The organism is Tersicoccus sp. Bi-70, assembly GCF_001968825.1.
Classification (GTDB): domain Bacteria; phylum Actinomycetota; class Actinomycetes; order Actinomycetales; family Micrococcaceae; genus Tersicoccus.
In genome coordinates, this window is record NZ_MIEU01000016.1 from 509,148 (window position 1) to 535,697 (window position 26,550).

Consider the following 26,550-nt stretch of genomic DNA (forward strand, 5'->3'; position numbering starts at 1 on the left):
CTCACGGTCGGGCCCTCAGCGGACGGAGACGTCGGCGGGTCCGGTCGCGGTCTCCGCGGGCGACGCGTCGGCGTGCCCGGTGGCCAGCTCGGCGAGCACCTCGACGAGCAGCCGGTGCTCGACCGCCTTCAGGCGCTCGTGCAACGACTCCTCGCCCTCGCCCGGGGCGATGTCCACGGCGCGCTGGGCCAGGATGGGGCCGGTGTCGACGCCGTCGTCGACCAGGTGCACGGTCACGCCGGTGACCTTCGCCCCGTACGCGAGCGCGTCCCGCACGCCGTGGGCCCCCGGGAAGGCCGGCAGCAGGGCGGGGTGCGTGTTGATGATGCGGAAGCGGCGCACGACGCCGGGCCCGACGATACGCATGAATCCGGCGAACAGCACGAGGTCCGGCTCGTGCTCGGCGATGGCCGCCTCGAGGGCGTCGTTCCAGGCGGCCCGGTCGGCGAAGGCGTTCCGGGCGACGGTGAAGGTGGGGACACCGGCACGGGCGGCCCGGTCCAGGCCCGAGCAGCCGGGGACGTCGCTGCCGACCGCGACGACCGTCAGCGGCAGCGAGCCCGCGGCGACCGCGTCGAGGACGGACTGCAGCCCGGTGCCGGACCCGGAGACCATGACGAGCAGACGCATGGGGCCAGTCTAGGAGTTCGCCCGGACGACGGTCCGCCGGCCCGGGTCGGCGCCACAGGTCGACGGGGACCGCAGCGCTGTCACGAGCGCGGTGTACCTGAGCTCCGTGTTCAGGACGTGGGCTGCAGGTCCTCGACGTCGACCGTCGCGGAGACCGGTTCGCGCGCCGGCAGGTCCTCGATCGGCGGCTGGCGCTCGAGCCACGGGCCGACGACGTAGCCGAGGACGACACCGACGGCCACCTCGGCGGCCGTGAGGGCGGCCGTGAGGGCGACGTGGGGCCCCAGGTCGGTGAGCCGGCCGAGGCCGATCCCGCCGCCGGAGAGCCAGGCGGCCAGGCCCATCAACAGCCCGGCGACGACACCGGCGGCCACCCCGAGGGCCAGGGTCGAGAGCGTCGCGGAGAGCCAGCGCACCCGGATCCGCAGGGCCAGCCAGTCGTCGAAGTGGTTCTCCGCCTCGCGCAGGAACCACCAGCCCGCGAGCATCCCGGCGACCACCGGGATGAGCAGGGTGAGCAGGGCGAAGATCGGGGTCGACGTCGGCACCGCACCCAGGACGGGGACGGCGGGCATGGGGCCGAGGTCGGTGGCGAACGGGCTGACCGTGGTGCCGGCGCCGAGCGCGAAACCGGCACCGGAGGTGTAGGACGCGGTCCAGACGACGAGGTTGGGCAGCAGGCACAGCTGGCCGACGGTGAGGGCGGCGGCCCCGACCGCGCCCGGGTGGAGGGCCTCGACGATGGTGATGATGTCCGCCCAGTGCACCGCGAGCATCACCGTCAGCAGGACGGCGGACGCGGCGAGCGTCGCCAGGACGGCGAGGGTGCCGGCCCGCGCCACGGACCACAGGTAGGAGCCGGCCCAGCGGGAGCGCTGGCTGCTGCGCGCGATCCAGTCGGCCGCGTCGACTCCGATCAACCGGGCCCAGGAGCCGGCCTCCTGCCGGGCACCGGCGACCAGGCCGATCGCGACGGGGACCAGGGGGACGAGCGCGCCGAGCGGGGTCGGCACGGCGACCTCCGGGGTGGAGCAGATGTAGGCCGTGCCCATGCCCGCGAGCGCATAGACGGCGAGGGCACCGACGGCGCCCTGCCAGAGCTGGTCCGTGTAGGAGGCGCGGGCGAGCCGGCGGCCACCGCGCCACGCGAGCAGCAGCGGGATCAGGGTGCCACCCAGCGGGATGAGGGAGAAGACCCCCGGGGTCCCGCCGCCGGAGACCGTCAGCGGGGTGCCGTGCAGCAGCAGCCACACCTGCCCGGCGAGCCGGGCGGTCGAGGCGGCGGAGCGGTCCGCGAAACCGCCGGCGAACCAGGCCGCGAAGACCGGCACGAGCACCAGCACGGCGGTGATCAGGGCGGCCTGGAGGAACACGATCGCGCCCTGCAGCCACAGGGGCATCGGGAGGTGTCGGTGGCCGCGCGGCCCCAGTGTCATCTTCATCGCGTACATGGTCCCACCAGCGGACGCCGCAGCCGGGCAGGCAACGCCGCCGAGCCGTGGAAACGCCGTGCGCCGAGGAACTGGATCGTGGCCGGGCGACCGGCCACGACACCCATCGATGCGGATTCATGGGCCGTTCACGAACGCGTTGCCGGCTCCTGCCCGGCCCGTCGTCTCCGCCGGTGACGCTGGACTCGTGCGCATCGCGATCGTGGCCGAATCCTTCCTGCCTCACATGAACGGCGTCACCAACTCCCTCCTCCACGTGCTGGAGCACTTCGCCCGACGCGGCGACGACGTGCTCGTCGTGGCGCCGTCCGGCGCGACCGTGGCTCCCTACATACCCGACCAGCTGGCCGGATTCCTGCCGGCACCGCTGTCCTCCGTGGTGATGGAGGACGAGGGGCCGACCCGGGTGCACGGCTTCCCCGTCCACCGGCTGCCGTCGTTCGCGCTGGCCGGGTACCCGAACGTGCGGGTCGCGGCGGGGACGGTGGGACGGGTGCGGCGCCTGCTGGCCGACTTCGCCCCCGACGTCGTGCACCTGGCGTCTCCGTTCATCCTGGGCTGGCGCGGGGTGCAGGCCGCCAACCAGCTCGGCATCCCGACCGCGGCCGTCTACCAGACCGAGGTGCCCGCCTACGCCTCCCGGTACGGGGTGCCGTGGCTGGAACCCCGCCTGTGGCAGCGGGTCCAGGACATCCACCGGGCCTCGACCGTGACGCTGGCCCCCTCCTCCTTCGCCCACGATCAGCTCGTGGAGCACGGGATCCCCCGGCTCCGGCTGTGGCGCCGCGGGGTGGACACCACCGGCTTCAGCCCACGGCGGCGGGACGAGGAGCTGCGCGCCGAGCTGGCGCCGAATGGCGAGAAGCTGGTGGGCTACGTCGGCCGGCTGGCCGCGGAGAAGCAGGTCGAGGATCTGGCCGTGCTCGCAAACACGCCGGGCGTGCGGCTCGTCGTCGTCGGCTCCGGACCGCTGAAGGACACGCTGCGCCAGAAGCTGCCCGGCGCCTGGTTCGCCGGCTTCCGCTCGGGCGCGGACCTCGGGCGGATCGTGGCGTCGCTGGACGTCTTCGTCCACCCCGGCGAGTCCGAGACCTTCTGCCAGACCATCCAGGAGGCGATGGCCTCGGGGGTGCCGGTCGTGGCGACGGGACGTGGCGGCCCGCTCGACCTGGTCGACTCCTCCCGGACCGGATGGCTCTACCGGCCCGGGGACCTGGCGGGTCTGCGGGACCGGGTGCTCGACCTGGTCGGCGACGACGCCAAGCGGGCCGCGTTCGCGCGCGCCGCGCACGCGTCCGTGCAGGGCCGCACCTGGCCGGTGCTCTCCGACCAGCTGATCGGGCACTACGAGGAGGCCATCGCGATGCACCACGACGTGCGGCCGGTGGCCGGCCGACCCGCGCTGAGGCTCCGGCGCGGCTGAGGCCGCTGGCCGTCAGTCGTCAGTCGTCGAGCGTGTCGGGCCCGTCGTCGGTGCGCCCGGCGCGCTCGGGTTCACGGCCGGTCTCGCGGGCCGCGGCCTCGGCGGCCTCCCGGTCGTCCTCCGGCTCGTGCGTGTTCGCCTCGGATGTCGCGCCGATGCCGACGCCGTCCTCGTGGCCGGGGATGTTCGACGGGTCCGGATCGCGCTGGCCGGACTCGTTCTGGCCGGACTGGTTCTGGGTCTCGCTCATGGCTCGCTCCCTTCCCTGGGGCCCGGCCGTGTGCCGGGCGCCACTGCCGCGGCGGGGCACCCACCGGCGCCCCACGAGGTGACTCCAGCGTAGTGCGGCCCGGCTCTCCCCTGCTCAGTCCGCCACCCGGTGCTTGGTCCCGGCCTCGTAGCGGCGATCCGTCAGGTCCGAGCGGAGCAGATCGTCGGCGAGGAGCTTGACGATGAGGAACCGGGTCTGCGGCGCGGCCTCGTACACGAGCCGGCGCTGCTCCCCCTCCCCCGTGGTCTCCACCCCGAACTGCGGGTTCCGGTCGACGAAGGAGACGAGGTTCGGGGTGGTCAGCGCGCTCGCGTACTCCGGGTCGGCGGTCAGCAGCCGCGAGAGCTGCGCCATCTTGGCGATCATCGCCGGCTCGGTCGAGACCGCCTCGGTGAGCTGGTCGACGCCCTCGATGGCGACCGCGGCCGTCGCCGTGGCGAAGGTGGTGCGGGCCATCCGCTGCGCCCGGTCGGGCGCCTGCAGCTGCTGCGCCAGGGTCGTGACGGCGGTGAACAGGACGTGCTCACCGATGACCGCGGCGTCGAACCGCGGCGAGTAGTAGAGCAACCGGTCCGTCGGCACCGGCTCCCAGTACCCGTCCCGCGGCAGGAGCGCCCGGACGCCGCGGACCCGCCGCGTCGCGATGCCTTCCCCCTTGAGCCGGTACACCGCGACCCGGTCCCCGTCCGCCCCGGTCAGGACGTGCGCCATCGCGACGACCGGCTCGGGCGCGTCACCGCGGTCCAGCGGCAGGTCGTCGGTGAGCAGCCGGGCGTGCAGGTCGGCCAGCGCGGGCGCGTTGGCGAGCTCGTCGACCAGCACCTCGTGGCTGCCGGGACGGTACGACGGGTCGTAGGGCGCGAGTTCCTTCTCGAGCAGGCCCAGCACGTAGGCCTGCACGTCCGTGACCACGTCCTCGGCCAGGCCGACCGTGAAGTCCACTGCGCTCACGATCGGCTCGGTGAGGCTGTGGCGTACCAGGGCGGTGCTCAGGGTCGGTTCGGTGAACAGGGCCTCCAGGTCCGCGCGGGCGGCGACGAGGGCGTCCGGCGTCGTGGTGTGCGGGCCGGCGGCCGGCGTCGCCTGCTCCGGCGTCGCGCGGGCCGGCGGAGCGTGGGTCGGTGCGCCGGTGGTCGGCGTCGCGTGGGTCGATGCGCTGGTCACGGTCGGTCCTCCTGGGTGACGGTCGGGCGGCCGGGGCGGTCCCGGCGCGAGGCGATGAAGACCCCCGGGGCGAGCCGGTGGGCGCGGACGACCCCGTGCTGCGGTAGGAACTCGGCGCGGCTGAGCAGCCGGACGGCGGCGCCGTTCTCCAGCTCCAGCTCCCAGATCCGGAAGCCGGCCAGGGCGAGCACGGGGTTGAGGTAGTAGAGCCGGCCACGCACGTAGACGACGGCGAAGATGAGCAGGTAGAGGACCATCGCCACCTGCCGGGCGGGGTCGGAACCGGCGAACACCGCGAGCACCACCGGCACCATCTGCGCACCGAGCAGGCTGAGCAGGTCGCTGTCCCGTTGCCGCACCTCGACGCAGCGCAGGGGTACCGCCTGGCTGCCCCGGGCTGCCCGCACGACGGTCCCGGCCAGGGCCGTGACCGCGAGCATCAGGACGGCGCCGGCCATGTTCCACCAGGCCACCGGCAGCGGGGATCCGGCCAGCAGGACGAGCGCGGCCAGCGGGCCGAATGCGGACAGCAGCAGCCCCCCGCCCACCAGTGATGCGCGCATCGGTGCTCACCTCCTTCACCGGCCCCCACCGTGTCCCTCGTGTCTGTTCTCGGTCTGTCTGTTCTCGGTCTCTGTCGCCCCTGTCCCCGGGGCCTGTCACCAGCATCCCGTCCACCACCGACAGAACTGACCGACGGCTGACACCGCCGCGACGCACCCCGCTCGGCACCGGCCCGTCACCGGTCCACCGCGTCGCCCGCGGTGTCCGGACACAGCGACGCACCGCCGACAGGGGGAAGCCGGCGGTGCGTCGGTCGGTGGCCGAGACCGTCCCAGCGGCCAGGTCCTCAGCGGGTCGGGTCCTCAGCGGTCAGAGCCTCAGCGGGTCGGGGACCACACCGCCGTCATGCCGCCGGCCGGGACCGCGACCGTGCGCGAGCGCGCCGGGATGCCGGCGCCCACGAACCGCCCGTGGTCGTCGAACCGGGCGGCCACGGCCCGGCCGGAGCCGGGCACCGTCACCGAGCGGGTGGACGTCGCGGCGCTGATGAACAGCCGGAGCGTCCCGGCGGGACCGCTCAGGGTCACCGTGGAGACGAGCGGCTGCAGCAGGAGGGCGTCGAGCCGGCCCTCGCCCGTCGCGGTGGCCGTCACCGTGGTGTCGCCGGGGCGCAGGGTGGCCGGAAGGGCCCACGGGGCGAGGATGCCCGGCGCGGCGCTGACGCCCTGCGCGCCCGCGCCCCCGTTGGCGATGCTGCCGAGCAGCCGACCGCCACCGGTCCGCACCGTCAGCTGCCCGGCGGGACCCTCCCGCCGTTCGGCGACCGCATACACGCGGCGCTCCCCGCCGGTGCCGGAGGCCGCCGGGACCGGAATGGTGACCGATCCCCCAACACCCAGCCGCACCCAGGCCTTCCCGGACCAGTTGGCCTCCCCGGTCCACGGCGACGGCGGGACGACCACGGTGGCGGTTCCGCTCAGCGTGCCCGACTCGGCCTCGACCACCCGCAGCCCGTCGGTGCTGTGCGGACCGCCCAGGGACACCGCGAGCGCCTTGACGGCCGGATGGGCGTCGAGGGCGAGCATGGACAGCTGCGTGTGGATCACGGACTCGGCGCCGCAGTTCCGGTTGAGCCGCCCGTCGGTCTCGATGCCGTCGACGCAGACGCCCGTGGACCGGTCGTACACCGGCACCCCGGCACGGTTGGCGCCGAAGTACCAGGCGCCGAAGGCGGCGGCGAGGACCGCCAGTCCGGGCGCCCGGCTGCGGTCGGCGGTGGCCAGCAGGGAGGCGATCCGCGAGTCGACGCCGTAGGCGATCTGCGCCTCGGCGGGCACGGGGCTCCAGGCGTTGTCCGCACCGCCGGCCGCGAGCAGCTGGGCGGTGAAGCCGGCGCCGTCGGCCACGGCCGTCGCCAGCAGGTCGGACCGGTGCAGGGCCGTCGACGCGCGCGCCAGGGCCGCGGGCGCCATCCCGCCCCAGGCGTGCCACAGGCTGCGGGTGGTGACACTCGGCAGGATCGCGCCGAACGGCCACTGTGCGCGGCCGCCGGCGGCCATGGCGGCGATGCCCTCGCTGTACCGGGCCAGACCACGGAACGCACGGGTGTCCGTGGGAGCGGCGGCCAGGTAGGCGCTCAACCCGAGGACCGCCTCCGCCGTCGCGTCCGCGCCCCCGGTGATCAGCCACGCCGGCACGCGGGCGCCGTCGGACACGTTCCAGGTGCCGTACCGGGCCAGCGACTGCCGTTCGAGGGCCCCGAGCGAGAGGTGCAACCGGTCCCGCAGGAAGGACGCGAACGCCGGATCGGCCGAGGCGAAAGCGGCGTATCCCTCACCGAGGGCCCACACGGTGCGCGCCACCCAGTAGGACTCCGCGGAGTCGGACGGGTCGGGCAGCTCGACCGGTTCCGCGCTCGGGGTCAGCGTCCCGTCGGCCTGCTGCCACAGCACGACGTTGCCCGCGTTCGGACCGGAGCTGGTCTGCAGGTAGGTCAGGGTGCGGAGCAGCTGCACGGCCCGGTCGCGGCTGGACGTGCGATGGTTCTGGCGCCAGTCCCGGACGTAGACGACGGCGGCACGGGAGATGTCGTCGGCGTTGAAGGCGCCCTGGCTCCAGTACCCGGTGACGGGGTCGATCGTGCCGCCGCCGACGCGCTCGAAGCTGCCGTCGTTCCTCCGGTTCGCGTAGGTCCACGGGGCCTGCCCGGTCGGCTGCTGCGCGATCCGCCACGTGGTGTGGCCGGGGACCGGACGCAACGGGACGCCCGCGAGGAGGAAGTCCAGGTGGGCGAGGTTGGTCAGCGGTCCCGGTGCGGCCAGCACGGCGCCGGGGATCACCGGAGCGGCGGAGGAGGCGGGTGCGGCCGTGGCCGCCCCCGTCGGCAGCACCAGGAGGAGGCAGACGAGCGGTGCGAGCAGGCGCATCAGCCGGGAGCGGAGGAAGGGGCGGGACGGACGGGATCGGGTGGACGGACGGGACCAGGAACCGGAAGGGGCAGGGCGCATCGCGGGAACCTCTCGGGCAGCCCGGCGGAGCCGGGAGGAAGGGGCCGAGATCGGCCGGGACCGGACCGGACATGCCGGGCCGGGTCGGCCGGATCGGTGACAGGGGACCCGGGTCGGGTCGTCAGACCGTGGGCGCGGGCGCCGTGCGGTCGAGTCGGGCGACACCGATGCGGGCGTCGGCCATGCCGTAGAACACGTAGGGCGTGCCGTCGATCTCCTCGATCGCGGTCGGGAAGACGACGTTCGGCACGGTGCCGGACCGCTCGTCGTCGGTGTCGGGCGTGAGCAGCGGCTCGCTCGTGCGGGCCAGCACGCGGGACGGGTCCTCCGGGTCGAGGATCATCGCCCCGGCGGCGTACCGCACCCCCTGCTGCGGGGTGAACGCGGACCCGTCGATGTGCCCGGAGACCCCGTGGTGCAGCAGCAGCCATCCCTCGGGGACACGGATCGGGGCGGGTCCGGCCCCGACCTTCAGGCTCTCCCACGGGTACTGGCTCATCGCCACCAGCTGGTGCTGGCCGAGCCGGACCAGGTGGCGTGGATCCCGCTCCACCTCCTCGACCGGGACGTAGGAGATCCAGATGCCCGGCCGGGGATCGGTGACCCCGGCCGGCAGGTGCTCCCCCTCGCCGTCGCGGATCCAGCCGAGGTCCCACATCGGCCGGTGCAGCAGCGCGAAGGAGAGCACGCCGTCCGGCGCGGGCACCGGTTCGGGGAAGAACACGGCGTCCTTGTTGGGGAACAGGTTCAGGTCCGTGTCCAGATCGGCCTGGTAGTCCAGCAGCAGGGGGCCGAGTCGCTCCCAGTGCCGCAGGTCCTCCGAGACGGCGAGCGCGAGTCGCGGCCCCAGTGGCCCATACGCGACGTAGGTCATCACGTGCCGGCCGAGCGCCGGGATCCAGGTGACGCGCGGGTCCTCGGTGCCCGCGTTGGCCAGGCCGCGTTCCCACCCGGCGTCGGGCGCGAGGACCACACCCTCGCGCCGCACCCCGGTGGGGACCCCGTCGGTCAGCACGACCTCCGCCAGCCCCACCCGGGAGACGTTGCCCGCCGCGACGAGCCGGGGCAGCAGGTAGAGCCGGCCGTCCGGGTCCCGCCCGCTGGCCGGGTTCAGCACGCCCTCGGCCTCGAGCGGGTTGCCGGCCTCGGGCACCATCACGGTGCCGCAGCGCACGAGGGTGAAGGGCACGTCCGTGCTCACGGGCCGGCCGGCGTGATCGATCGCGGTCATGACCTCACCCCTTCACGCTCGAGCCGATGTCGGTCGAGACGAAGTAGCGCTGGAAGACGACGAACAGCGCGATGGCCGGGGCGGCCAGCACGCAGGCCCCGGCGAGGATCGCCCCGAACGGGTTGGCCGTCGCCGAGGAGATGTTGGAGATGTAGTTCGCCAGCGACACCGCGAGCGGCTGCATCGACGCGTCCTTGGTCACGAGGAAGGGCCACAGGAACTCGTTCCAGGGGCCGATGAAGGTGACCAGGATGGCGGTGACCAGGGCCGGCCGGACCATCGGCAGGGCGATGGTCCACAGGATCCGCAGCTCCCCCGCGCCGTCCATCCGCGCCGCCTCGAACAGCGAGGAGGGCAGCTGGAGGAAGTACTGGCGGAAGATGAACACCGCGGTGGAGTTGATGGCGAACGGCGCGATCATGCCGACATAGGTGTCGCCGAGCCGGTAGTCCCGCACGATCATCACGTACAGCGGAATGAGGAGGAGCTGGAACGGGATCATCTGGACGAACAGCATCATGCCGAACACGAAGCCGCGGCCGCGGAACCGGATCAGGGCGAGCGCGTATCCGGCGAGGACGCCGAAGATCACGGTGCACAGAATCACCCCGCCCGTGAAGATCCCCGAGTTCACGACGCCGTGGAGCAGGTCGATGGACCCGTTGATGGCGCCGTAGTTCTCGCCCGTCAGGTTCGACGGGTCGGGGAACGCGCCGCCGACGGACGTGTCCGGATCCCGCTGCAGGGAGCCGACCACCATGTAGTAGAAGGGGAACAGGAAGACGACGGCGCCGAGGGCCAGCACCACGACGCTGCCGGGCCGCAGGCCACCGGCCCCGGATCGTTGCCCCGCCGCGGTGCGGCCGGTGGTGTCGCCGTCACCGTCGCCGAGGGTCCCGTCGCCCGGCGGCGGGACGGGCCCGGCCACCGGTTGCTGCTGGATGCTCATGACTCCTCCTCACGGCCGAGGAACCGGCGCTGGATCAGGGCGAGCACGAGCACGCCGAGGACGAGGACGACGCCGAGGGCGGCCGCCACGTCGGGCCGCTGCTGCAGGATGCCCTTCTGGTAGATGATGAACACCGGCGACGACGACGCCCCGTCCGGCCCGCCGCCGCCCGTGAGGAGGTAGGGCTCGGTGAACAGGTTGGCCCCGGCGATCGTCGCCAGCAGGGTGACCAGGAACGTCGCCGGCCGGACCCCGGGCACCGTCACGTGCCGGAACTGGCCCCAGCGGGACGCCCCGTCGACGGCCGCCGACTCGTACAGCTCCCCCGGGATGTTCTGCAGGGCGGCGAGGTAGAGCAGGATGAAGAAGCCCAGCTGCTTCCACGTCACGTACAGGGCGACCGTCGGCATCGCCAGCCACGAGTTGACCAGCCAGCTCGGGTCCGGCGCGAGCGGGCCGAGCAGCCGGTTGACCAGGCCGTCCTGCTGGAACAGGAACAGCCAGACGCCGACGACGGCGACGGACGCGGTCACGTACGGCACGTAGAAGGCGACCCGGAAGAACGTGCGCATCCGCACCACCCGGTTCAGGGCGTTGGCGAGCACGAGCGACAGGATCACGGTCAACGGGACGTTGATGACGAGGAAGACGGCGATGTTCGCGAACGACCGCAGCACCGCCGGGTCGCTCATCGCGGTCACGTAATTCTGCAGCCCCACGAAGGGCCGGGGCACCGAGACGCCCGGCGCGGTGAAGAAGAACTTGTGGAACGAGATGTACACCGCGTAGCCGAGCGGATAGGCGAACACCGCGAGCAGGAACACCACGTACGGCGCGCTGAACAGCCAGCCGGCCAGCTGCCGCCGCAGGGGGTGCGCCGTGCTCCCGACGAAGGGCCGCGGCCGTCGCAGGCGCCCGCCCGGTGAGCCCTTCCCCGGCGCTTTCTTCCTCGTACCTCTCCCCGGCGCCTTCTTCCCCGGGGTGCCCGGAGCCGTCACCGTCGCCACGGTCAGCTGCCGGCGAGCTGGTTGATCTTGTCGGATGCGCCCTTGACGGCGTCGTCCACGCTCTGGTTGCCGAAGATCACCGACTTGCTCCACGCGTCGCGGAAGGTCTGCCAGATCTCGACGGCGTTGGTGACGTTGGGGACCTCGACGGTGCGGGTCGCCTCGTCGGCGAACTGCTTGTAGGCCGGGTGCTTGGTGAAGTAGTCGGCGTAGTCCGTGGTCAGCGTCTTGCGCATCGGCATCTGCCCGGTCATCTCCAGCAGCTTGCCGTCCTGCTCCTTGCTGGTGGCGAACTTGATCACGTCCCACGCGGTGCCGGGGTTCTTGCAGGCGCTGTAGACGGCCATGTTCTTGGCGTCCGAGAACGTGTAGGTCGAGTCCTTCGCCGTCGAACCCGGCACGGGCACGGTGCCCCACTTGACCTTGCTGCCGTAGAAGTCGATCGCCCAGGGCCCGGACATCGCCATCGCGGCCTTGCCGTCGGCGAAGGAGTCGCCCTTGTACGCCTCCCTGGAGGACAGGCCCTCCTGGTACATGGTCCGCCAGAAGGTCGCGACGTCCTTGCCCTCGGTCGAGTCGAAGGTCGCCTTCCCGTCCTTGACCAGCTGCTGGCCGTCGGTGGCCGCCGCGTAGAACGGGTAGAAGTCGAACCAGGACTGGAAGAAGTCGCTCGCCGGGGAAGGCCAGATCGCCGTCTTCGCCGCGCCGGACTTGACCACCTTCCGCGCGGCCGCGAGCACCTCGTCGCGCGTGGCCAGCGGCGGCTTGTCCGCGTCGATGCCCGCCTTGGTGAAGATGTCCTTGTTGTAGAAGAGCACGACGGGGTTGGACTTCCAGGGCACCTGGTAGAACTTGCCGTCCGAGGACGTGTACTGGCTCGCGATGTCGCCCGTGCGGTCCTTGATGTACTGGGCGCCGTCCGGGAACGAGTCCACGGCCACCAGACCGCCCTGCTGCTGGAACTGCGGGACCGCGACGGGTGCGGTGTTGAGCACGATGCACGGGGCGTTGCCCGCGGTGATCGCCGCGCCGATCACCTCCTCCGAGCTCTTGCCGGCCGGGATCTCCTGCGCGGTGATCTTCTGGTCCTCGTGGGCGGCGTTCCAGGCGGCGACCATCTGCTTGCCCCACTTCACCTCCGCCGCGTTGTTGGAGTACCAGATGGTGATGGGGCCCTTCGCGCTGGTGTCGCTGCCGCCGCCCGTCTGGCCGCCGCCCGACCCGCCGCAGCCGGCGAGCGTGGCGACGAGCCCGGTGACGGCCAGCCCGGCACCGAGCCGGGTGGCCAGCGGGTGCTTCATGACGGCCTTCTTCAGTGCTCTCTTCATGACGGTCCTCACTCTCGAACGGTGCTGGATGCGGATCGGTGACGTGTGGTGGTGCTGGACGCGGGACGACGGCGGGCCGGCGGCGGTGCGGTGGACCCGCGCACGACGAGGGCGGGCGGGGCCATGGTCACGTCCGGCAGGTGCGGGCCGTGCTCGATCGCGCGCAGCAGCACCCGCGCGGTCAGCTCCCCCCAGTGCACGGGCGAGGTGGCGACCGTCGTCAGTCCCGGGTTGAGGTGGCCGGCGATGGGCGCGTCGTCGTAGCCGACGACGGAGACGTCCCCGGGCACGGACCGGCCGCCGGCGGCGATCGCGGACATGCCGGCGATCGCCATCACGTCGTTCGCGTACACCAGCGCCGTGGGCGGATCCGTCCGGGCGAGCAGCTCCTCGGTCCCCGCCACTCCGCTGCCGGCCCCGAAGTCGGTGAACGCGACCAGATCGGCGTCCAGACCGTGCTCCGTCATGGTGTCCCGCCAGGCGCGGAACCGGCTGCGCCCGTGGATCAGGTCCTGCGGCCCCGCGACGTGCCCGATCCGACGGTGCCCGAGGCCGATCAGGTGCTCGACGGCGTTGCGCACCCCCGCGGTGTCGTCGACGAGGACGGCGGGAAAGGGCGAGTCGGTGTCCGGCCGGTTGAGGGTCACCACGGGCAGCCCGGTCTCCCGCAGCAGCGCGATCCGGTTGTCGGCGCACCGCAGGTCGCTGAGCACGAAGCCGTCGACCCGGCCGCCGTCGGCCAACCGCCGGTAGGCGCGTTCCTCGGCGCCCGGACGGGTGGCGACGGTGAGGACGAGAGTGACGTCCTCGTCCGCGAGCACCGTCTCCAGGCCGGCGATGAAGCCGGGGAAGAACGGGTCGGAACCGAGCAGGGCGGGATCCCGCGCGATCACCAGACCGATCGCAAAGGCCCGGGAGGAGGAGAGGGAGCGCGCCTGCGCGTTGGGCTTGAACCCGAGTTCGCGGGCGTGGGCCAGGATGCGGGAGCGGGTCGCCTCGCTGACGCCGGGGCGGTTGTTCAGGGCGTAGGAGACCGCTCCCTTGCTCACGCCCGCCGCCCGTGCGACGTCGGCGATGGTCACGCCCATGTGCGCTCCCCGCTGGAGATCCGACTGCTGCCGGTCACTGTCCCGCTGGTGTCGGTTGCTGCCCCGCGGCGCAGTGATGTGGCTCACTTAACCGGTTCAGTGAGTCGGGTGTCAAGAGGCGCCATGAGCGGAGGGCCGCCGCGGACGTGGGTCGTTATGCTGGGGCAGGGGCCCGCGGGTTCCCACGACCACGTTCACGAGACCGGGAGACGGCCATGAAACTGAGCAACATTCCGCTGCGACTGGCGACCGGCGCCTTCATCCTCAACTCGGGCATCGGCAAGCTGGACCTGGACGGCAACTCCGCGGCCGGCCTGCAGGGCATGGCGGCCAACGCCATCCCCGAGCTGAAGGACATGAAGCCGGAGACCTTCGGCAAGTTCATCAGCTACTCGGAGATCGCCGTCGGCGCTGCGCTGCTGTTCCCGGCTGTGCCGGCACGCCTGGCGGGCCTGGCCCTCGGCGCGTTCTCCGCCGGCATGCTCACCATGTACTTCCGCACCGAGGGCATGACCCAGGCGGACGGCATCCGGCCGAGCCAGCAGGGCACCGCGGTGGCGAAGGACGTGTGGATGGCCGGCATCGCCGCGTCGCTGATCCTCGGCGGCAGCAAGCGCAAGTAATCGCACCCGGGTACCACCCGGCAGTGACAGAGGTCCCGGCCGCCGCGATCAGCCGGGACCTCTGTCATCAGTGGAGACGTCCGCTCAGCGCAGGACGACGGTGCGCTGACCGCGCAGGACGACGCGCCGTTCGGCGTGCCACCGCACCGCCCGGGTGAGGGCGGCGACCTCCGCGTCACGACCCACGGCCACCAGGTCCTCGGGGGCGTGCGTGTGGTCGACGTCGATCACCTGCTGGGCGATGATCGGCCCCTCGTCCAGCTCCGCGTTGACGTAGTGCGCGGTGGCGCCGACCATCTTGACGCCCCGCTCCCACGCCTGGTGATACGGCTTGGCCCCCTTGAACGAGGGCAGGAACGAGTGGTGGATGTTGATGCAGCGTCCGCTCAGGGCCGCCGAGAGGTCGTCGCTGAGTACCTGCATGTAGCGGGCCAGCACCACGAGCTCGGCGTCGAACCGGTCCACCAGGTCCAGCAGCCGCGCCTCCGCCGCGGGCTTCGTCGCGGCCGTGACCGGGACGTGGAAGAACGGGATGGAGTGCCAGCCCACGAGGCCGGCATGGTCCTCGTGGTTGGAGACGACGGCGACGATCTCGATCGGCAGTTCCCCGTTGCGGGTGCGGTAGAGCAGGTCGTTGAGGCAGTGCCCGAACCGCGAGACCATGATCAGCACCCGGGTCCGCGTCCCCTTCGGCACGAGCGTCCAGGTCATCCCGTACTCGTCGGCGATCGGCGCGAAGTCCTCCTGCAGGCGGGCCAGCTCCGGCACCGCATCGTTCTCTCCGGCATTCGCCGGGCCCGCCACCTCGAGCCGCAGGCAGAAGTGCCCGTCGCGCCGGTCGTCGAACTGCTTGCTGTCGACGATGTCGCAGCCGTGCTCGAGCAGGAAGCCGGTGACCGCGTGGACGATGCCGAGCCGCTCGGGGCAGTCCAGCGTCAGCACGTACTCCACCGGCGTCAGCACTCGATCACGTTCACGGCCAGGCCGCCGCGGCTGGTCTCCTTGTACTTGACCTTCATGTCGCGGCCGGTGTCGCGCATCGTCTTGATCACCTTGTCGAGCGACACCTTGTGCGTGCCGTCGCCCTGCCGGGCCATGCGGGCCGCGTTGATCGCCTTGACGCTGGCGATGGCGTTCCGCTCGATGCACGGGATCTGCACGAGGCCGCCCACGGGGTCGCAGGTCAGACCCAGGTTGTGCTCCATGCCGATCTCGGCGGCGTTCTCCACCTGGCGGGGGTCGCCGCCGATCACGGCGCACAGGGCACCGGCCGCCATCGAGCACGCCGAGCCCACCTCGCCCTGGCAGCCGACCTCCGCGCCGGAGATCGAGGCGTTCTCCTTGTAGAGGATGCCGATGGCCGCCGCGGTGAGCAGGAACGTCACCACGCCGTCCTCGTCGGCGCCCGGGATGAACATCTCGTAGTAGTGCAGCACGGCCGGGATGATGCCGGCCGCCCCGTTGGTGGGGGCGGTGACGATCCGGCCGCCCGAGGCGTTCTCCTCGTTGACCGCGAGCGCGAAGAGGTTGACCCAGTCCATCGCCCGCATCGGATCGGACTCGTCGGTCCGCGCGCTCAGCTCGGCGAACAGGCGCGGCGCACGGCGGTTGACCTTCAGTCCCCCGGGCAGCACGCCCTCCTGGGCGCAGCCGTTGGTCACACACTCGCGCATCACCGCCCAGATCTTCAGCAGCTCCGCCCGCAACTCGTCCTCCGTCCGCCAGGAGAGCTCGTTGGCGAGCATCACCTCGGCGATCGACAGGTTCTCGCGCTCGCAGATCTCGAGCAGCCGCTGCCCCGTCGTGAACGGGTACGGCAGCGGCGTCTCGTCCTCGACGATCCGGTCCGCCCCGGCGGCCTGCTCGTCGACGACGAAGCCACCGCCCACGGAGTAGTAGGTGCGCTCGACGATCGGTTCCCCGGCGGCGTCGAACGCGGCGAAGGTCATCCCGTTCGGGTGCGCCGGCAGGGACTTGCGCCGGTGCATGATCAGATCCTCGTCCGGGTCGAACGCGATGGCGTGGTGCCCGGCCAGGGTGATGGTGCGGTCCTGCCGGATCCGCAGGACCCGCCGGTCGGCGTCGCCGGTGTCGACGGTCTCGGGATTCTCCCCCTCGAGGCCGAGGATGACGGCCTTGGGCGAGCCGTGCCCGTGGCCGGTGGCCCCGAGGGAACCGAACAGCTGGACGAAGATGCGGGAGACCTCGGTCAGCCGGCCCGCCTCGTCCAGGCGGGTGACGAAGCGATGGGCCGCGCGCATCGGCCCCACCGTGTGGGACGACGACGGGCCGATGCCGATCGAGAACAGGTCGAGGGCGCTCAGAGCCATGAAGGGATCACCTTTTCAGCGGTATTCAGCCATGGAGTCCAGCAGCAGGGTGACGGTGTACTCCGTGAAGGAGCCCCGCGGCAGGATGCGGAACGCGGGCTCGTCCCGAGTCTTCCACAGCAGCACCTGCACCGGTCCGAGCAGGGTCGCGTAGGCCCGTCCGGCGGCGAGGGCCCGCGGGTGCAGGTCGAACGTCACCGACTTCTCCAGCACCTCCCGGGCCGACGTGCCGGCCAGCTCCAGGGTGGTGCGGTTGGCCGAGACGTCGACCGCCTGGCCCGGGTCCTCCCCGAGCGCGTCCGCCAGCTGTCCGGTCAGCTCCGCCGGGGCGGGCAGGGACTCCTCGGGACCGACGACGAGGAACTCGTCCGGCCCCAGCCACAGCACCGCGGTCCCGGTGCCGTCGGTGCTGCCGGTGACGTCCCCGCACGCGGCCGGCAGGGGCACGCCGAGGGCAGCCTCGATCCGGCCCGCGGCGTCGGAGCCCGGCGCCACCCGCAGGGCGACCATGGTCTGGAACGGGATCTCCCGCAGCCGCACGGCGTCACCCGATCCGGCGGTCATCGTCCCGGCCAGGGCGGCGCCCGGGCTGCGCCGGTACCGGGTGGCCGCGCTCGTGCCTGCTCCGGCCGTGCTCGTTCGTGACTCCGTCACTGTGCTCATCTCAGCCATCCCTCCGTGCTCCCTCGGGGTCGTACAACACGGTGTCGCCGACCTCCACCTCGATCAGTTCCGCGCCGACCGGCGCGAGCAACCGGGTACCGATGCGCTCGCGGCCGCCCTTGATCAGGGCGAGACCGAACGGGCGCTCCAGCGTCTGGCTGCGGTAGCTCGACGTCACGTGCCCGACCATGGGGACCGGGAACACGTCCGTCGGGGTGCCCGGCTCGATCAGCTGGGTGCCCTCGGGCAGCAGCGTCGAGCGGTCCACCGGCAGGACGGAGACCATCTGCTTGCGCGTCGTCTCCGCGTTGTGCAGACGGCTGTACGAACGCTTGCCGATGAAATCCTTGAACTTGGAGATGATCCAGTCCATCCCGAGGTCCTGCGGGCTGACCGTGCCGTCGGTGTCCTGCCCGACGATGGGGAAGCCCTTCTCGGCGCGGAGCACGTGCATCGTCTCGGTGCCGTACGGCGTGATGCCGAACTCGGCACCGGCCTCCGCGACCTGCTCCCACACGGCCAGTCCGTACCAGGCCGGCACGTTGACCTCGTAGGCCAGTTCCCCGGAGAAGGAGATCCGGCAGATCCGCGCCCACAGGCCCGACGCCAGCGTCGTCTCGCGGAACGCCATGAACGGGAACGCCTCCGCCGAGACGTCCAGGTCCGGCGCCAGCTTCGCGATCACCTCGCGGGACCTCGGCCCGACGACGGCGACGGTGGACCACTGCTCGGTCACCGAGGTGAACGTGACGTCCAGCTCGGGCCACTCGGTCTGGGACCACTCCTCGAGCCAGTCGAGCACCTTCGCGGCGCCGCCCGTCGTCGTGGTCATGACGAACCGGTCGTCCGCGACGCGCAGGGTCACGCCGTCGTCGAACACCATCCCGTCGGGCCGGCACATGATGCCGTAGCGGGCGTTGCCGGGCTTGAGCTTGGCGAACCCGTTGGTGTAGACGCGGTTGAGGAACTCCCCCGCGTCGGCGCCGCGGATCTCGATCTTGCCCAGCGTGCTGGCGTCCTGGAAACCGACGCCGGTGCGGGCGGCACGGCACTCGCGGGCGACCGCGGCCTCCATGTCCTCCCCGTCCTGCGGGTAGTACCAGGGCCGCTTCCACTGCCCGACGTCCTCGAACTCCGCGCCGTGGGTGACGTGCCACGGCTGGATCGCGGTGACGCGCGCCGGGTCGTACAGGTCCCCGCGGCCCCGGCCCGCGAGCGCCGCGAAGGCGATCGGGGTGAACGGGGCACGGTAGGTGGTGGTGCCGATCTCGCCGACGGTCGGGGCGGTGCCGTCCACGCCCAGCTCGACCTTCAACGCATCGGCGATCACGCCGATCGTGTTGACGCCGCTGGTCTTGCCCTGGTCCGCGGCGGTGCTGATCGAGGTGTACCGCTTGACGTGCTCGACCGAGCGCATCCCGGCGCCGGTCGCGCGCAGCACGTCCCGCACCGTGTTGTCCCGCTGCAGGTCGACGACGTGGTCGATCAGCTCGGCGTCGGCGTCCTGGCCGGGGACGACCCAGACCTGGCGGACGGGACCGGCCGCGGCGAAGCGCTCGGCGTCGCTCGGGACGGCGCTGTCCTTCTCCTCGGGCGTGCCCGCCTCGAAACCGGCGGCGGTGACCGCGGCGGCACCGGCGGCGGCGCCCTCGGCGACGGCGTGGGCCGTGTCGTAGGTGCCGTTCAGCGCGCCGGCGAGGTGCTGGTTGCGCACGGCGACGGTCGGCACGAAGCCGGCGACGTCGTCGCGCCAGGTCAGCCGGCCCTGCCGCTGGCTGTGCAGGTGGACCGTGGGGGTCCAGCCGCCGGAGACCGCGAGTACCTCGGCGTCCACGGTCTGCGGCTCGCCGGTCAGGGTGCCGTCCTCGGCGAGGCCCCGCACGGTGACGGAGGCGAGCCGGGAGCCGTCGGCGGAGGCGGTCGTGTCGACCACGGCCGAGCCGGTCCGCACGTCCACCCCGGCGGCGACGGCCGCGGCCGCCCGCTCGCTCGGCTCGATCCGGGCGTCGATCACGGCGGCGACCTCGACGCCGGCAGCGAGCAGCTCGTCGACCGTGTCGTAGGCGCTGTCGTTGGTCGTGAACACGGCGACCCGGCGGCCCGGCAGCGCCGCCCAGCGGCCCACGTAGGACCGCACGGCGGAGGCGAGCATGATGCCCGGCCGGTCGTTGTTCGCGAAGATCAGCGGCCGCTCCATGGCGCCGGTCGCGAGGACCACCTGCTTCGCCGTGATGTGCCAGAGCCGCTGCCGCGGGATCGCCGAGCCCTGCGTTTCCGCCGTGCGGGTCGGGCCCGGGGTCACCGTCTCGACGGCGAGCAGATAGTTGTTGTCGTAGCTGCCGAAGACGACGGTGCGCGGCAGCAGGGTGGTCTCCGGCTGCGCCGCGAGCTCCGCCACGACGCCGTCCGCCCAGGCCGGAGCCGGGGTGCCCTCGACGGTGGTGCGCGGCTGCGAGAGCAGGGAGCCGCCGAGCGAGGCGTCCTGATCGGCCACGACGACGCGGGCGCCGGTCGCGGCGGCGATGCGGGCAGCGGCCAGGCCGGCGGGGCCGGACCCGATCACGACGACGTCGGCGTGGACGTGCTTCTTGTCGTAACGGGCGTTGTCCTCCCGGGGATCGAGGATGCCGATGCCGTCGAGCAGGTCGATCTCCATGCCGTCGGTCAGCTCGACCGCGGTGGCCTGCAGCATGGACTCGTTGACGTCGCCGCGAACACGGATCAGGGCGTTCGGCTCGTCGACGCCGGCGGCCACGATGCCGCGGGGGCGGCCCTTGTAGATCGAGTCACCGACACGCAGCGCACCGGCGGCGACCAGCGCGGAGGCGACGGTGTCACCGGGGTGGCCCGTGTAGGTGGTGCCGTCGACGGTGAAGGTCAGGGTGGTGTCCCGGTCGATCCGGCCGCCGCTGTCGAGGCGGTGAGACGGTGCGGGCTGGGATGCAGGGGTGCTCATGGTTCTACTTCCCCGTTCCTTCGGTGGACGTGGTGGTCGTCGTCGCGGCCGGCTGCAGCTCCGGCCCGGCCTCCGGTGAGGTCTCCGAGGCCCCGCTGCCCGGCGTGCCGGGCACGACCGTGGACTGGAGGAGCTCGGAGTCCTGCGGGCCGTTCGGGCTGGCGACGTCGGGCCGCGGCTCGCCCATCCGGTAGATGGCGACGATGTCGTAGGTGTGGGTGTCGCGCAGGGCGTTGAACCAGCGGCGGCAGCCCACGGAGTGGACCCAGCGCTCCGCGTAGATGCCCTTGGGGTTGTCGCGGTAGAAGAGGTACTCGGCCCAGGCGGCGTCGTCGAGGGCGTGCGGGTCCTCGGGATAGGCGACGTGCGCCTGTCCCCCGTACCCGAACTCCGTCTCCTGACGGGGACCGCACCAGGGGCAGTCGATGATCAGCATGTCGATCCTCTCGCGATGTTCTCGGTGCGCTCAGTGGGCGACGGCGGCGGCGCCGTGCTCGTCGATCAGGGCGCCGGAGACGAAGCGCTCCAGCGCGAACGGGGCGTTCAGCGGGTGCGCCTGACCAGTGGCGATGGTGTGGGCGAAGGTCGAACCGGCCGCCGGCACCGCCTTGAAGCCACCCGTGCCCCAGCCGCAGTTGACATACATGTTCTCGACCGGGGTGGTGCTGACGATCGGGGAGGCGTCGAGCGTGACGTCGACGATGCCGCCCCAGGTCCGCAGCAGGTGGGCCCGCGCGAAGATCGGGAACAGCTCGACGGCGGCGGCCATCTGGTGCTCGATCACGTGGAAGGAGCCGCGCTGGCCGTACCCGTTGTAGGGGTCGACGCCGGCGCCCATCACCAGTTCGCCCTTGTGGGCCTGGGAGACGTAGACGTGCACGTGGTTGGACATCACCACGGTGGGGTGGACGATCTCGTGCAGCTCGGACACCAGCGCCTGCAGCGGGTGGGACTGGATGGGCAGCCGGAACCCGGCGAGCTCGGCGAGGACGCTGGAGTGCCCGGCGGCCGCCAGGCCCACGGAACCGGCATTGATCCGGCCGCGGGTGGTCTCGACGCCGACGACGCGCTCGCCGTCCTTGATGAAGCCGGTGACCTCGCAGTTCTGGATGATGTCGACGCCCAGTTCGCTGGCCCGGCGGGCGTAGGCCCACGCGACCCAGTCGTGCTTGGCGATGCCGGCGCGCGGCTGGTAGGTCGCGCCCATCACCGGGTAGCGGATGTCGTCGTCGATGTTGATGATCGGGCACAGGTCCTTGACCTGCTGCGGATCGATCCACTCGGCGTCGACACCGTTGAGCTTGTTGGCCTCGACCCGGCGGACGCTGTCCCGCACGTCCTGCAGGGTGTGCGCCAGGTTCATCACGCCGCGCTGGCTGAAGAAGATGTTGTAGTCCAGCTCCTCCTCCAGGCCCTCCCAGAGCTTGAGGGCGTGCTCGTAGATGCCCGCGCTCTCGTCCCAGAGGTAGTTGGAGCGGATGATTGTGGTGTTCCGGGCCATGTTGCCGCCGGCCAGCCAGCCCCGCTCGAGCACGGCGACATTGGTGATGCCGTGGTTCTTGGCGAGGTAGTAGGCGGTGGCCAGGCCGTGCCCGCCGCCGCCGACGATGACGACGTCGTAGCCGGACTTCGGCTCGGGGTTGTCCCAGAGGTGGGCCGGATGCTCCGGCAGTTCACGGACGCTCATCGGTCGCCTTTCGAGAGCAGCGGCAGGGCGGGGTACAGCGGGAAGCGGTCGGCCAGGGCGGTGACGCGCGCCCGCAGCGGGGCGAGGGCGTCCTCGCTGCCGTCCCCGGTGAGGGCGGCGGCGATGATGTCGGCGACCTCGGTGAAGGCCTCGGCGTCGAAGCCGCGGCTGGCCAGGGCCGGGGTGCCGATCCGCAGGCCGGAGGAGACCATCGGGGGGCGCGGGTCGAAGGGCACGGCGTTCCGGTTGACGGTGATGCCGATGGAGTGGAGCAGGTCCTCGCCCTGCTGACCGTCCAGGTCGGAGTTGCGCAGGTCGACGAGGACGAGGTGGACGTCGGTGCCGCCGGTGAGGATGGTGATGCCACGGGCGGCGACGTCGTCGCCGGTCAGCCGCTCGGCGAGGATCGAGGCGCCCTCGAGGGTGCGGCGCTGCCGGTCGGCGAACTGCTTGCTCGCAGCCACCTTGAAGGCGACAGCCTTGGCGGCGATCACGTGCTCGAGGGGGCCGCCCTGCTGGCCGGGGAAGACCGCGCTGTTGACCTTCTTGGCGATGGCGGCGTCGTTGGTCATGATGACGCCGCCGCGGGGGCCACCGAGGGTCTTGTGCGTGGTGGAGGTGACGACGTGGGCGTGGGGCACCGGGGAGGGGTGCAGGCCCGCGGCGACAAGGCCGGCGAAGTGAGCCATGTCCACCATCAGCAGGGCACCGACCTCGTCGGCGATCTCGCGGAAGCGGGCGAAGTCGAGCTGGCGCGGGTAGGCGGACCAGCCGGCGATGATCAGGGACGGGGCGTGCTCGCGGGCCAGCGCGGCGACCTGGTCCATGTCGACGAGGTGGGTCTGCTCGTCCACGCCGTAGGCGGCGACGTTGTAGAGCTTGCCCGAGTAGTTCAGCTTCATGCCGTGGGTCAGGTGACCGCCGTGGGCGAGGTTGAGGCCGAGGATGGTGTCGCCGGGCTGGATCAGGGCGTGCATCGCGGAGGCGTTGGCCTGAGCGCCGGAGTGGGGCTGGACGTTGACGAAGCCGACGTCGAAGAGGGCCTTGAGCCGGTCGATGGCGAGGTTCTCGATCACGTCGACGTTCTCGCAACCGCCGTAGTAGCGCCGGCCGGGATAGCCCTCGGCGTACTTGTTGGTCAGCACCGAGCCCTGGGCGGCCATCACCGCGGCGGGGGCGAAGTTCTCGGAGGCGATCATCTCGAGGGTGGACTGCTGGCGGATCAGCTCGGCGTCGATGGCGGCGGCGACCTCGGGATCGAGGGTCGCCAGGTCCGCGTCGAGGACGGCGGTGTCGCTGTCGAGGACGCTGGCATCGCGGTCGAGTGCGCCGACGCCGGCCGGGGCGGTGATCGAAGTCATGGGACCTCCTGACGGACGAGAACTCGTCTTGTCGGTAACTGATATATCAAGCGTGCACCGATAGTATGCTGAGTCACGGCGGTGGTCAACACCCTCGCGTCCGGCGGACGATCTGCTGCCGACCCGCGCGTCACCACCGTCTGCCCCACCGATCAGCACCACTGCCTGCCACCACTGCCTGTCACCACCGTCATCACGCCGCCAGGAGGCACCGATGAGCGTTGCCGAGTCCGAGATCTCGCCCTATCTGTCGCTGGCCGATCAGGCTTATCTCGTGCTGCGCAACCGGCTGATCATGCTCGACATCCCTCCGGGCACGGCGATCAACGAGGCGGCACTGGCGGCCGAACTCGGCATCGGGCGCACGCCGGTGCGGGAGAGCTTGAAGAACCTGGAGACGGATCACCTGGTGGTCTCCTACCCGCGGCGGGGCACGTTCGCGACACGGGTCGACATCACCGACCTGGCCTCGATCTCGGATCTGCGGCGGGTGCTGGAACCGTTGGCGGCCGAGCGGGCGGCGTCGAACGCAACGGACGAGCAGCGGGCGGCGATCGCGGCGAAGGCGCGGCAGATCGAGTCCATGACGGGGGCCGGTGAGGACAACCGCGCGCTGATGGAGTACGACGTCGACGTGCACCGGCTGATCTACCGGGCGTCCGACAACCCGCACCTGGAGGAGACGCTGGTCCGCCTGGACAACCTCGTCACCCGGATCTGGTGCCTGGTGCTGCATCGGATGCCGTCGGTCTCGGAGCACATCCGGGAGCACGTGGCTCTGCTGGACGCGATCGCCGCGGGTGACGGCGCCCGTGCCGCTGCCCTGGCCGGCGAGCACGTGGAGCACTTCGAGGCGTCGATCCGCGCGGTGCTCTGAGGTTCGCGTCCGGCCGTGCGGCGACCGGTGCAGCCGGACAGCGACGGCACCCGCGCCACCCGCGCCACCCACGGCACGATGCTCGTCAGCACGCCGGCGCTGCTCGGCTCCCAGCGCTGCACGGCCCACGGGCCGCCGAGCACCACGGTCCGGCTCAGATCACGGCGCTTCCGAGGACGATTCCACTCAGAAGGGTGGCGGGTCCGGTTCGCTGACGTAGCGTCGGCCGGCCGGTGACGTCCAGGTCAACACGCTCGTCGTTCCGGGTCCGGACGGCCCGCACCCCGGGAGCGCGGCTCCGTGGCCGGAGTCTCCTTCGATCGTCGTGCTCGGCCTTGCGGATGTCGGTGACCATGTCGGCGGCGGGTCGGTGCTGACGGTCCAGCCGGAGTGGTGCTTGAGGACGTGATGCTTCCGGCACAGGTGCGCCAGATTGGACGCCTCACTCGTGCCACCCTCGGCCCAGGCCGTCACATGGTCGAGGTCGCAACCGGCCGCGTTCCGCCGACAACCCGGGAACCGGCACGTCCCATCACGAACCTGCAGCGCCCGCCGCACCGCCGCCGGGATCCGGTACAGGTGACCCGTCGTCACCAGCACCGGCACGACCTGCCCGACGCCGACCCCGGATCCGACGCCCCAGCCCGAACAGTCGGTCCCGTCAGGCACCGTCCCGGCGGTGACGCCGAGCAGGAACGATCCGGCACGGGCGGCCAACTCCCGGGCATCAGCGGCCGGGATCAACCCGAACTCGCCCAACTCCCCCGGCTCGTCTCCACCGAGCAGTGTCGCCGCCGGCACCGTCACCAACACCCGCGGCACCGGCTCATCATCACCACCACTGCACCGTGCAGTGGCCCCACCGGTCGTCGACGCCACGGCCGCACTGCCACCGTCAGAGACGCCATCGACCCGTGCATCCTGGTCGGCGCCGTCAGCCTTCGGTACGCCTGGAGCGCACGGATGCGCACCGATGCCGGCCAGCAGGTCGGCGAGGACGTCGGCGCGGAGCTGCCCGATCGTGGGGCGATCACCGACCGCGGTGCTGGCCGCAATCGACGCGGCGTCATCCGCACTGTCGGCCGAATGGACGGACTCCTGCAGCGCTCGAGCCAGGGACGAGAGCCTGCCGTCGATCCGCCACGCGACCGCCGCGGGCAACAACGCATTCAACCGCGCCATCCCATCCCGGTCCGGGCTGATCCGCACATACCGGTTCGCGCGGGAAGCCCGCTCCCGCTCGGGGAACGTCTGCGGGTGGGTGCGGTTGCGGATACGCCTCGCACGGGACCGCAACTGGGCAGGCGTCCGACCCGCCCTCGCAGCGTCGAGCAGCCCCCGTTCGGTGGCGTTGATCGCCGTCGTCAGCAGCTCCACGCCCAGACGATCCGTGCCACTCGAGGCGAGGGCGTCGGCGTACTCGTCGGTCTCGTCGGCGATCACCGTGGCGGCCGCCGTCGTGATCGAGCCGGCCCGCAGTGCTCCCGCGGTCGCCGGCAGCAGATCGGTCAGTCGTTCGGCCCGCCGCAACAGACCGTGGACCTCGGCCTCACCGGCGCGCAGGGCGCACGCCACCTCCGCGACACCGGCCCGCTCCCCCACGCCCAGACGCTCCGCCCGCGACAGCCCACGCCGTCCCGGCAGGGCGTCGACCTCGTCGTCGAAACCGATCGGATGGAGCTCCACCCAGCGCGCCTGCTCCTCGGCGGCCGCACTCGCCGTCCTCGCCACCAGCCGGTGCTTCACCCACAGCAACCAGGCCTCCAGCCGGCGCACGTCCTCCAGCGCGGCGGCGCCGGACTCCAGCGTCACTCCACTCTCCCCCGCCCGGGTCAGCCGGGCCGCGACCTCGGCGGCCGGCAGCTCATCGCTCACGTCCAGCACGGCGTCCACAGGCGAAGCGCCGGGCAGCTCGGCCGGCACGAACAACGCTTCCTCAGCCGCCATCACCGGCGGGCGGTGTGCCGGCGGTCGGAGAGGCGACGAACCCGTGGGGGCTTCCATGACCTCACTCAACCAGCCGCCACCGACAGAACTCGTCCCGCGATCGCACGGATCAGTCGAAGAAACGAGAGACGAAGCTGACGACGGCAGCTCCACCACGTCCGTAGCCGCGGGCACGCCACCGAACGACCCCGTACCGGGAAGCACCACGTCGCGCGCGTGCCCCAGCACCGGCGGGCGGTGGGCCGGCGGCCGGAGAAGCGACGAACCCGATGGGGCTTCCATGACCTCACTCAACCAGCCGCCACCGACAGAACTCGTCCCGCGATCGCACGGATCAGTCGAAGAAACGAGAGACGAAGCCGACGACGGCAGCTCCACCAGGTCCGCTTCCACCGGCACGCCACCGAACGAGCCCGTACCAGAAAGCACCACGTCGCGAACCGGCCACGACACGGCGGGCGTTGTGGCGGCGGCCGGAGAAGCGACGAACCCGAGGGGGCTTCCATGACCTCACTCAACCAGCCACCACCGACAGAACGCGCGTCCGGTGCCG

At 72.1% G+C, this 26,550-nt stretch carries 22 protein-coding genes; 3 read left to right on the top strand and 19 right to left on the bottom strand.

The features are described from left to right. Nucleotides 1-15 precede the first annotated feature (15 nt). Nucleotides 16-630, bottom strand: coding sequence for a phosphoribosylglycinamide formyltransferase (purN, locus tag BGP79_RS14795; RefSeq protein ID WP_076696750.1), 615 nt, complete (start codon nucleotides 628-630; stop codon nucleotides 16-18). A gap of 110 nt (nucleotides 631-740) precedes the next feature. Further along, nucleotides 741-2,072: a DUF6350 family protein gene (locus BGP79_RS14800; RefSeq protein WP_076697172.1), complete on the bottom strand. Its 1,332-nt coding sequence runs from the start codon at nucleotides 2,070-2,072 to the stop codon at nucleotides 741-743. A 196-nt stretch (nucleotides 2,073-2,268) separates the two neighbouring features. Here BGP79_RS14800 and BGP79_RS14805 point away from each other — a divergent pair, with 196 nt between their 5' ends. Continuing rightward, nucleotides 2,269-3,504, top strand: coding sequence for a glycosyltransferase family 1 protein (locus BGP79_RS14805; RefSeq protein WP_076696752.1), 1,236 nt, complete (start codon nucleotides 2,269-2,271; stop codon nucleotides 3,502-3,504). 19 nt (nucleotides 3,505-3,523) lie between these two features. On the opposite strand, the gene BGP79_RS14810 is transcribed toward BGP79_RS14805, so the two are convergent. The 9 genes from BGP79_RS14810 to BGP79_RS14850 all read right to left on the bottom strand — a co-directional run bounded on the left by BGP79_RS14810 (nucleotide 3,524) and on the right by BGP79_RS14850 (nucleotide 13,553). Then, nucleotides 3,524-3,754 (bottom strand): hypothetical protein, encoded by a 231-nt coding sequence (locus BGP79_RS14810; RefSeq protein ID WP_076696754.1) that lies wholly within the window; start codon nucleotides 3,752-3,754, stop codon nucleotides 3,524-3,526. 114 nt (nucleotides 3,755-3,868) lie between these two features. Next, the gene (locus BGP79_RS14815; RefSeq protein WP_076696756.1) at nucleotides 3,869-4,939 is read right to left on the bottom strand and encodes a hypothetical protein; all 1,071 of its coding nucleotides are present in this window, start codon (nucleotides 4,937-4,939) and stop codon (nucleotides 3,869-3,871) included. Next, nucleotides 4,936-5,502 (bottom strand): hypothetical protein, encoded by a 567-nt coding sequence (locus BGP79_RS16515; RefSeq protein WP_143588445.1) that lies wholly within the window; start codon nucleotides 5,500-5,502, stop codon nucleotides 4,936-4,938. Before BGP79_RS16515 ends, BGP79_RS14815 begins: the two co-directional genes overlap by 4 nt. A gap of 318 nt (nucleotides 5,503-5,820) precedes the next feature. Next, nucleotides 5,821-7,869: a hypothetical protein gene (locus BGP79_RS14825; RefSeq protein WP_076696760.1), complete on the bottom strand. Its 2,049-nt coding sequence runs from the start codon at nucleotides 7,867-7,869 to the stop codon at nucleotides 5,821-5,823. A 202-nt stretch (nucleotides 7,870-8,071) separates the two neighbouring features. Further along, nucleotides 8,072-9,181, bottom strand: a complete 1,110-nt coding sequence (locus BGP79_RS14830) for a glycosidase (RefSeq protein ID WP_076696762.1) — start codon at nucleotides 9,179-9,181, stop codon at nucleotides 8,072-8,074. A 4-nt stretch (nucleotides 9,182-9,185) separates the two neighbouring features. Next, entirely contained in the window at nucleotides 9,186-9,941 is a 756-nt protein-coding gene (locus tag BGP79_RS14835; protein WP_083702013.1) for a carbohydrate ABC transporter permease, read from the bottom strand. A 185-nt stretch (nucleotides 9,942-10,126) separates the two neighbouring features. After that, on the bottom strand, nucleotides 10,127-11,041 hold the full coding sequence (locus BGP79_RS14840) for a carbohydrate ABC transporter permease (protein WP_083702014.1): 915 nt from the start codon (nucleotides 11,039-11,041) through the stop codon (nucleotides 10,127-10,129). Between the two features lie 98 nt (nucleotides 11,042-11,139). Continuing rightward, nucleotides 11,140-12,465 carry an extracellular solute-binding protein gene (locus tag BGP79_RS14845; RefSeq protein ID WP_369800235.1) on the bottom strand — a complete coding sequence of 442 codons (1,326 nt, stop codon included), beginning with the start codon at nucleotides 12,463-12,465 and terminating at the stop codon, nucleotides 11,140-11,142. Nucleotides 12,466-12,473: 8 nt separating this feature from the next. Continuing rightward, a complete protein-coding gene (locus BGP79_RS14850) occupies nucleotides 12,474-13,553 on the bottom strand; it encodes a LacI family DNA-binding transcriptional regulator (protein WP_076696764.1) in 1,080 nt (359 codons plus the stop codon). Nucleotides 13,554-13,768: 215 nt separating this feature from the next. On the opposite strand from BGP79_RS14850, the gene BGP79_RS14855 reads away from it, so the two are divergent. Further along, a complete protein-coding gene (locus BGP79_RS14855; RefSeq protein WP_076696765.1) occupies nucleotides 13,769-14,176 on the top strand; it encodes a hypothetical protein in 408 nt (135 codons plus the stop codon). A gap of 84 nt (nucleotides 14,177-14,260) precedes the next feature. Here the strand turns inward: BGP79_RS14855 and purU are convergent, their stop codons facing one another. From purU to glyA, 7 genes are read right to left on the bottom strand one after another with little or no spacing between them, the layout of a single operon-like run. Then, nucleotides 14,261-15,139 (bottom strand): formyltetrahydrofolate deformylase, encoded by an 879-nt coding sequence (purU, locus tag BGP79_RS14860; RefSeq protein ID WP_076696767.1) that lies wholly within the window; start codon nucleotides 15,137-15,139, stop codon nucleotides 14,261-14,263. Continuing rightward, the gene (locus tag BGP79_RS14865; protein ID WP_076696768.1) at nucleotides 15,133-16,506 is read right to left on the bottom strand and encodes an L-serine ammonia-lyase; all 1,374 of its coding nucleotides are present in this window, start codon (nucleotides 16,504-16,506) and stop codon (nucleotides 15,133-15,135) included. Before BGP79_RS14865 ends, purU begins: the two co-directional genes overlap by 7 nt. Nucleotides 16,507-16,521: 15 nt before the next feature. Further along, nucleotides 16,522-17,169 carry a sarcosine oxidase subunit gamma gene (locus BGP79_RS14870; RefSeq protein WP_076696770.1) on the bottom strand — a complete coding sequence of 216 codons (648 nt, stop codon included), beginning with the start codon at nucleotides 17,167-17,169 and terminating at the stop codon, nucleotides 16,522-16,524. 1 nt (nucleotide 17,170) lies between these two features. Further along, on the bottom strand, nucleotides 17,171-20,125 hold the full coding sequence (locus tag BGP79_RS14875) for a 2Fe-2S iron-sulfur cluster-binding protein (protein WP_076696772.1): 2,955 nt from the start codon (nucleotides 20,123-20,125) through the stop codon (nucleotides 17,171-17,173). A 4-nt stretch (nucleotides 20,126-20,129) separates the two neighbouring features. Next, nucleotides 20,130-20,561 carry a sarcosine oxidase subunit delta gene (locus tag BGP79_RS14880; RefSeq protein ID WP_076696775.1) on the bottom strand — a complete coding sequence of 144 codons (432 nt, stop codon included), beginning with the start codon at nucleotides 20,559-20,561 and terminating at the stop codon, nucleotides 20,130-20,132. Between the two features lie 30 nt (nucleotides 20,562-20,591). Beyond that, on the bottom strand, nucleotides 20,592-21,812 hold the full coding sequence (locus tag BGP79_RS14885) for a sarcosine oxidase subunit beta family protein (RefSeq protein WP_076696778.1): 1,221 nt from the start codon (nucleotides 21,810-21,812) through the stop codon (nucleotides 20,592-20,594). Next, on the bottom strand, nucleotides 21,809-23,164 hold the full coding sequence (gene glyA, locus BGP79_RS14890; RefSeq protein WP_233121643.1) for a serine hydroxymethyltransferase: 1,356 nt from the start codon (nucleotides 23,162-23,164) through the stop codon (nucleotides 21,809-21,811). Before glyA ends, BGP79_RS14885 begins: the two co-directional genes overlap by 4 nt. A 223-nt stretch (nucleotides 23,165-23,387) precedes the next feature. Between glyA and BGP79_RS14895 the strand changes: the two genes are divergently transcribed. Further along, nucleotides 23,388-24,050 (top strand): GntR family transcriptional regulator, encoded by a 663-nt coding sequence (locus BGP79_RS14895; RefSeq protein WP_076696780.1) that lies wholly within the window; start codon nucleotides 23,388-23,390, stop codon nucleotides 24,048-24,050. A gap of 186 nt (nucleotides 24,051-24,236) precedes the next feature. Here BGP79_RS14895 and BGP79_RS14900 read toward each other — a convergent pair whose 3' ends face one another. Continuing rightward, nucleotides 24,237-26,450 carry an HNH endonuclease signature motif containing protein gene (locus tag BGP79_RS14900; RefSeq protein WP_158067202.1) on the bottom strand — a complete coding sequence of 738 codons (2,214 nt, stop codon included), beginning with the start codon at nucleotides 26,448-26,450 and terminating at the stop codon, nucleotides 24,237-24,239. Nucleotides 26,451-26,550 lie beyond the last annotated feature (100 nt).

Bases quoted from the DNA above. Each gene is read 5' to 3' on its own strand.
- purN (WP_076696750.1), bottom strand. From the start codon at position 630: ATGCGTCTGCTCGTCATGGTCTCCGGGTCCGGCACCGGGCTGCAGTCC.
- BGP79_RS14800 (WP_076697172.1), bottom strand. From the start codon at position 2,072: ATGAAGATGACACTGGGGCCGCGCGGCCACCGACACCTCCCGATGCCC.
- BGP79_RS14810 (WP_076696754.1), bottom strand. From the start codon at position 3,754: ATGAGCGAGACCCAGAACCAGTCCGGCCAGAACGAGTCCGGCCAGCGC.
- BGP79_RS16515 (WP_143588445.1), bottom strand. From the start codon at position 5,502: ATGCGCGCATCACTGGTGGGCGGGGGGCTGCTGCTGTCCGCATTCGGC.
- BGP79_RS14825 (WP_076696760.1), bottom strand. From the start codon at position 7,869: ATGCGCCTGCTCGCACCGCTCGTCTGCCTCCTCCTGGTGCTGCCGACG.
- BGP79_RS14830 (WP_076696762.1), bottom strand. From the start codon at position 9,181: ATGACCGCGATCGATCACGCCGGCCGGCCCGTGAGCACGGACGTGCCC.
- BGP79_RS14835 (WP_083702013.1), bottom strand. From the start codon at position 9,941: ATGGTGGTCGGCTCCCTGCAGCGGGATCCGGACACGTCCGTCGGCGGC.
- BGP79_RS14845 (WP_369800235.1), bottom strand. From the start codon at position 12,465: ATGAAGAGAGCACTGAAGAAGGCCGTCATGAAGCACCCGCTGGCCACC.
- BGP79_RS14850 (WP_076696764.1), bottom strand. From the start codon at position 13,553: ATGGGCGTGACCATCGCCGACGTCGCACGGGCGGCGGGCGTGAGCAAG.
- BGP79_RS14855 (WP_076696765.1), top strand. From the start codon at position 13,769: ATGAAACTGAGCAACATTCCGCTGCGACTGGCGACCGGCGCCTTCATC.
- BGP79_RS14865 (WP_076696768.1), bottom strand. From the start codon at position 16,506: ATGGCTCTGAGCGCCCTCGACCTGTTCTCGATCGGCATCGGCCCGTCG.
- BGP79_RS14870 (WP_076696770.1), bottom strand. From the start codon at position 17,169: ATGAGCACAGTGACGGAGTCACGAACGAGCACGGCCGGAGCAGGCACG.
- BGP79_RS14875 (WP_076696772.1), bottom strand. From the start codon at position 20,125: ATGAGCACCCCTGCATCCCAGCCCGCACCGTCTCACCGCCTCGACAGC.
- BGP79_RS14880 (WP_076696775.1), bottom strand. From the start codon at position 20,561: ATGCTGATCATCGACTGCCCCTGGTGCGGTCCCCGTCAGGAGACGGAG.
- BGP79_RS14885 (WP_076696778.1), bottom strand. From the start codon at position 21,812: ATGAGCGTCCGTGAACTGCCGGAGCATCCGGCCCACCTCTGGGACAAC.
- BGP79_RS14895 (WP_076696780.1), top strand. From the start codon at position 23,388: ATGAGCGTTGCCGAGTCCGAGATCTCGCCCTATCTGTCGCTGGCCGAT.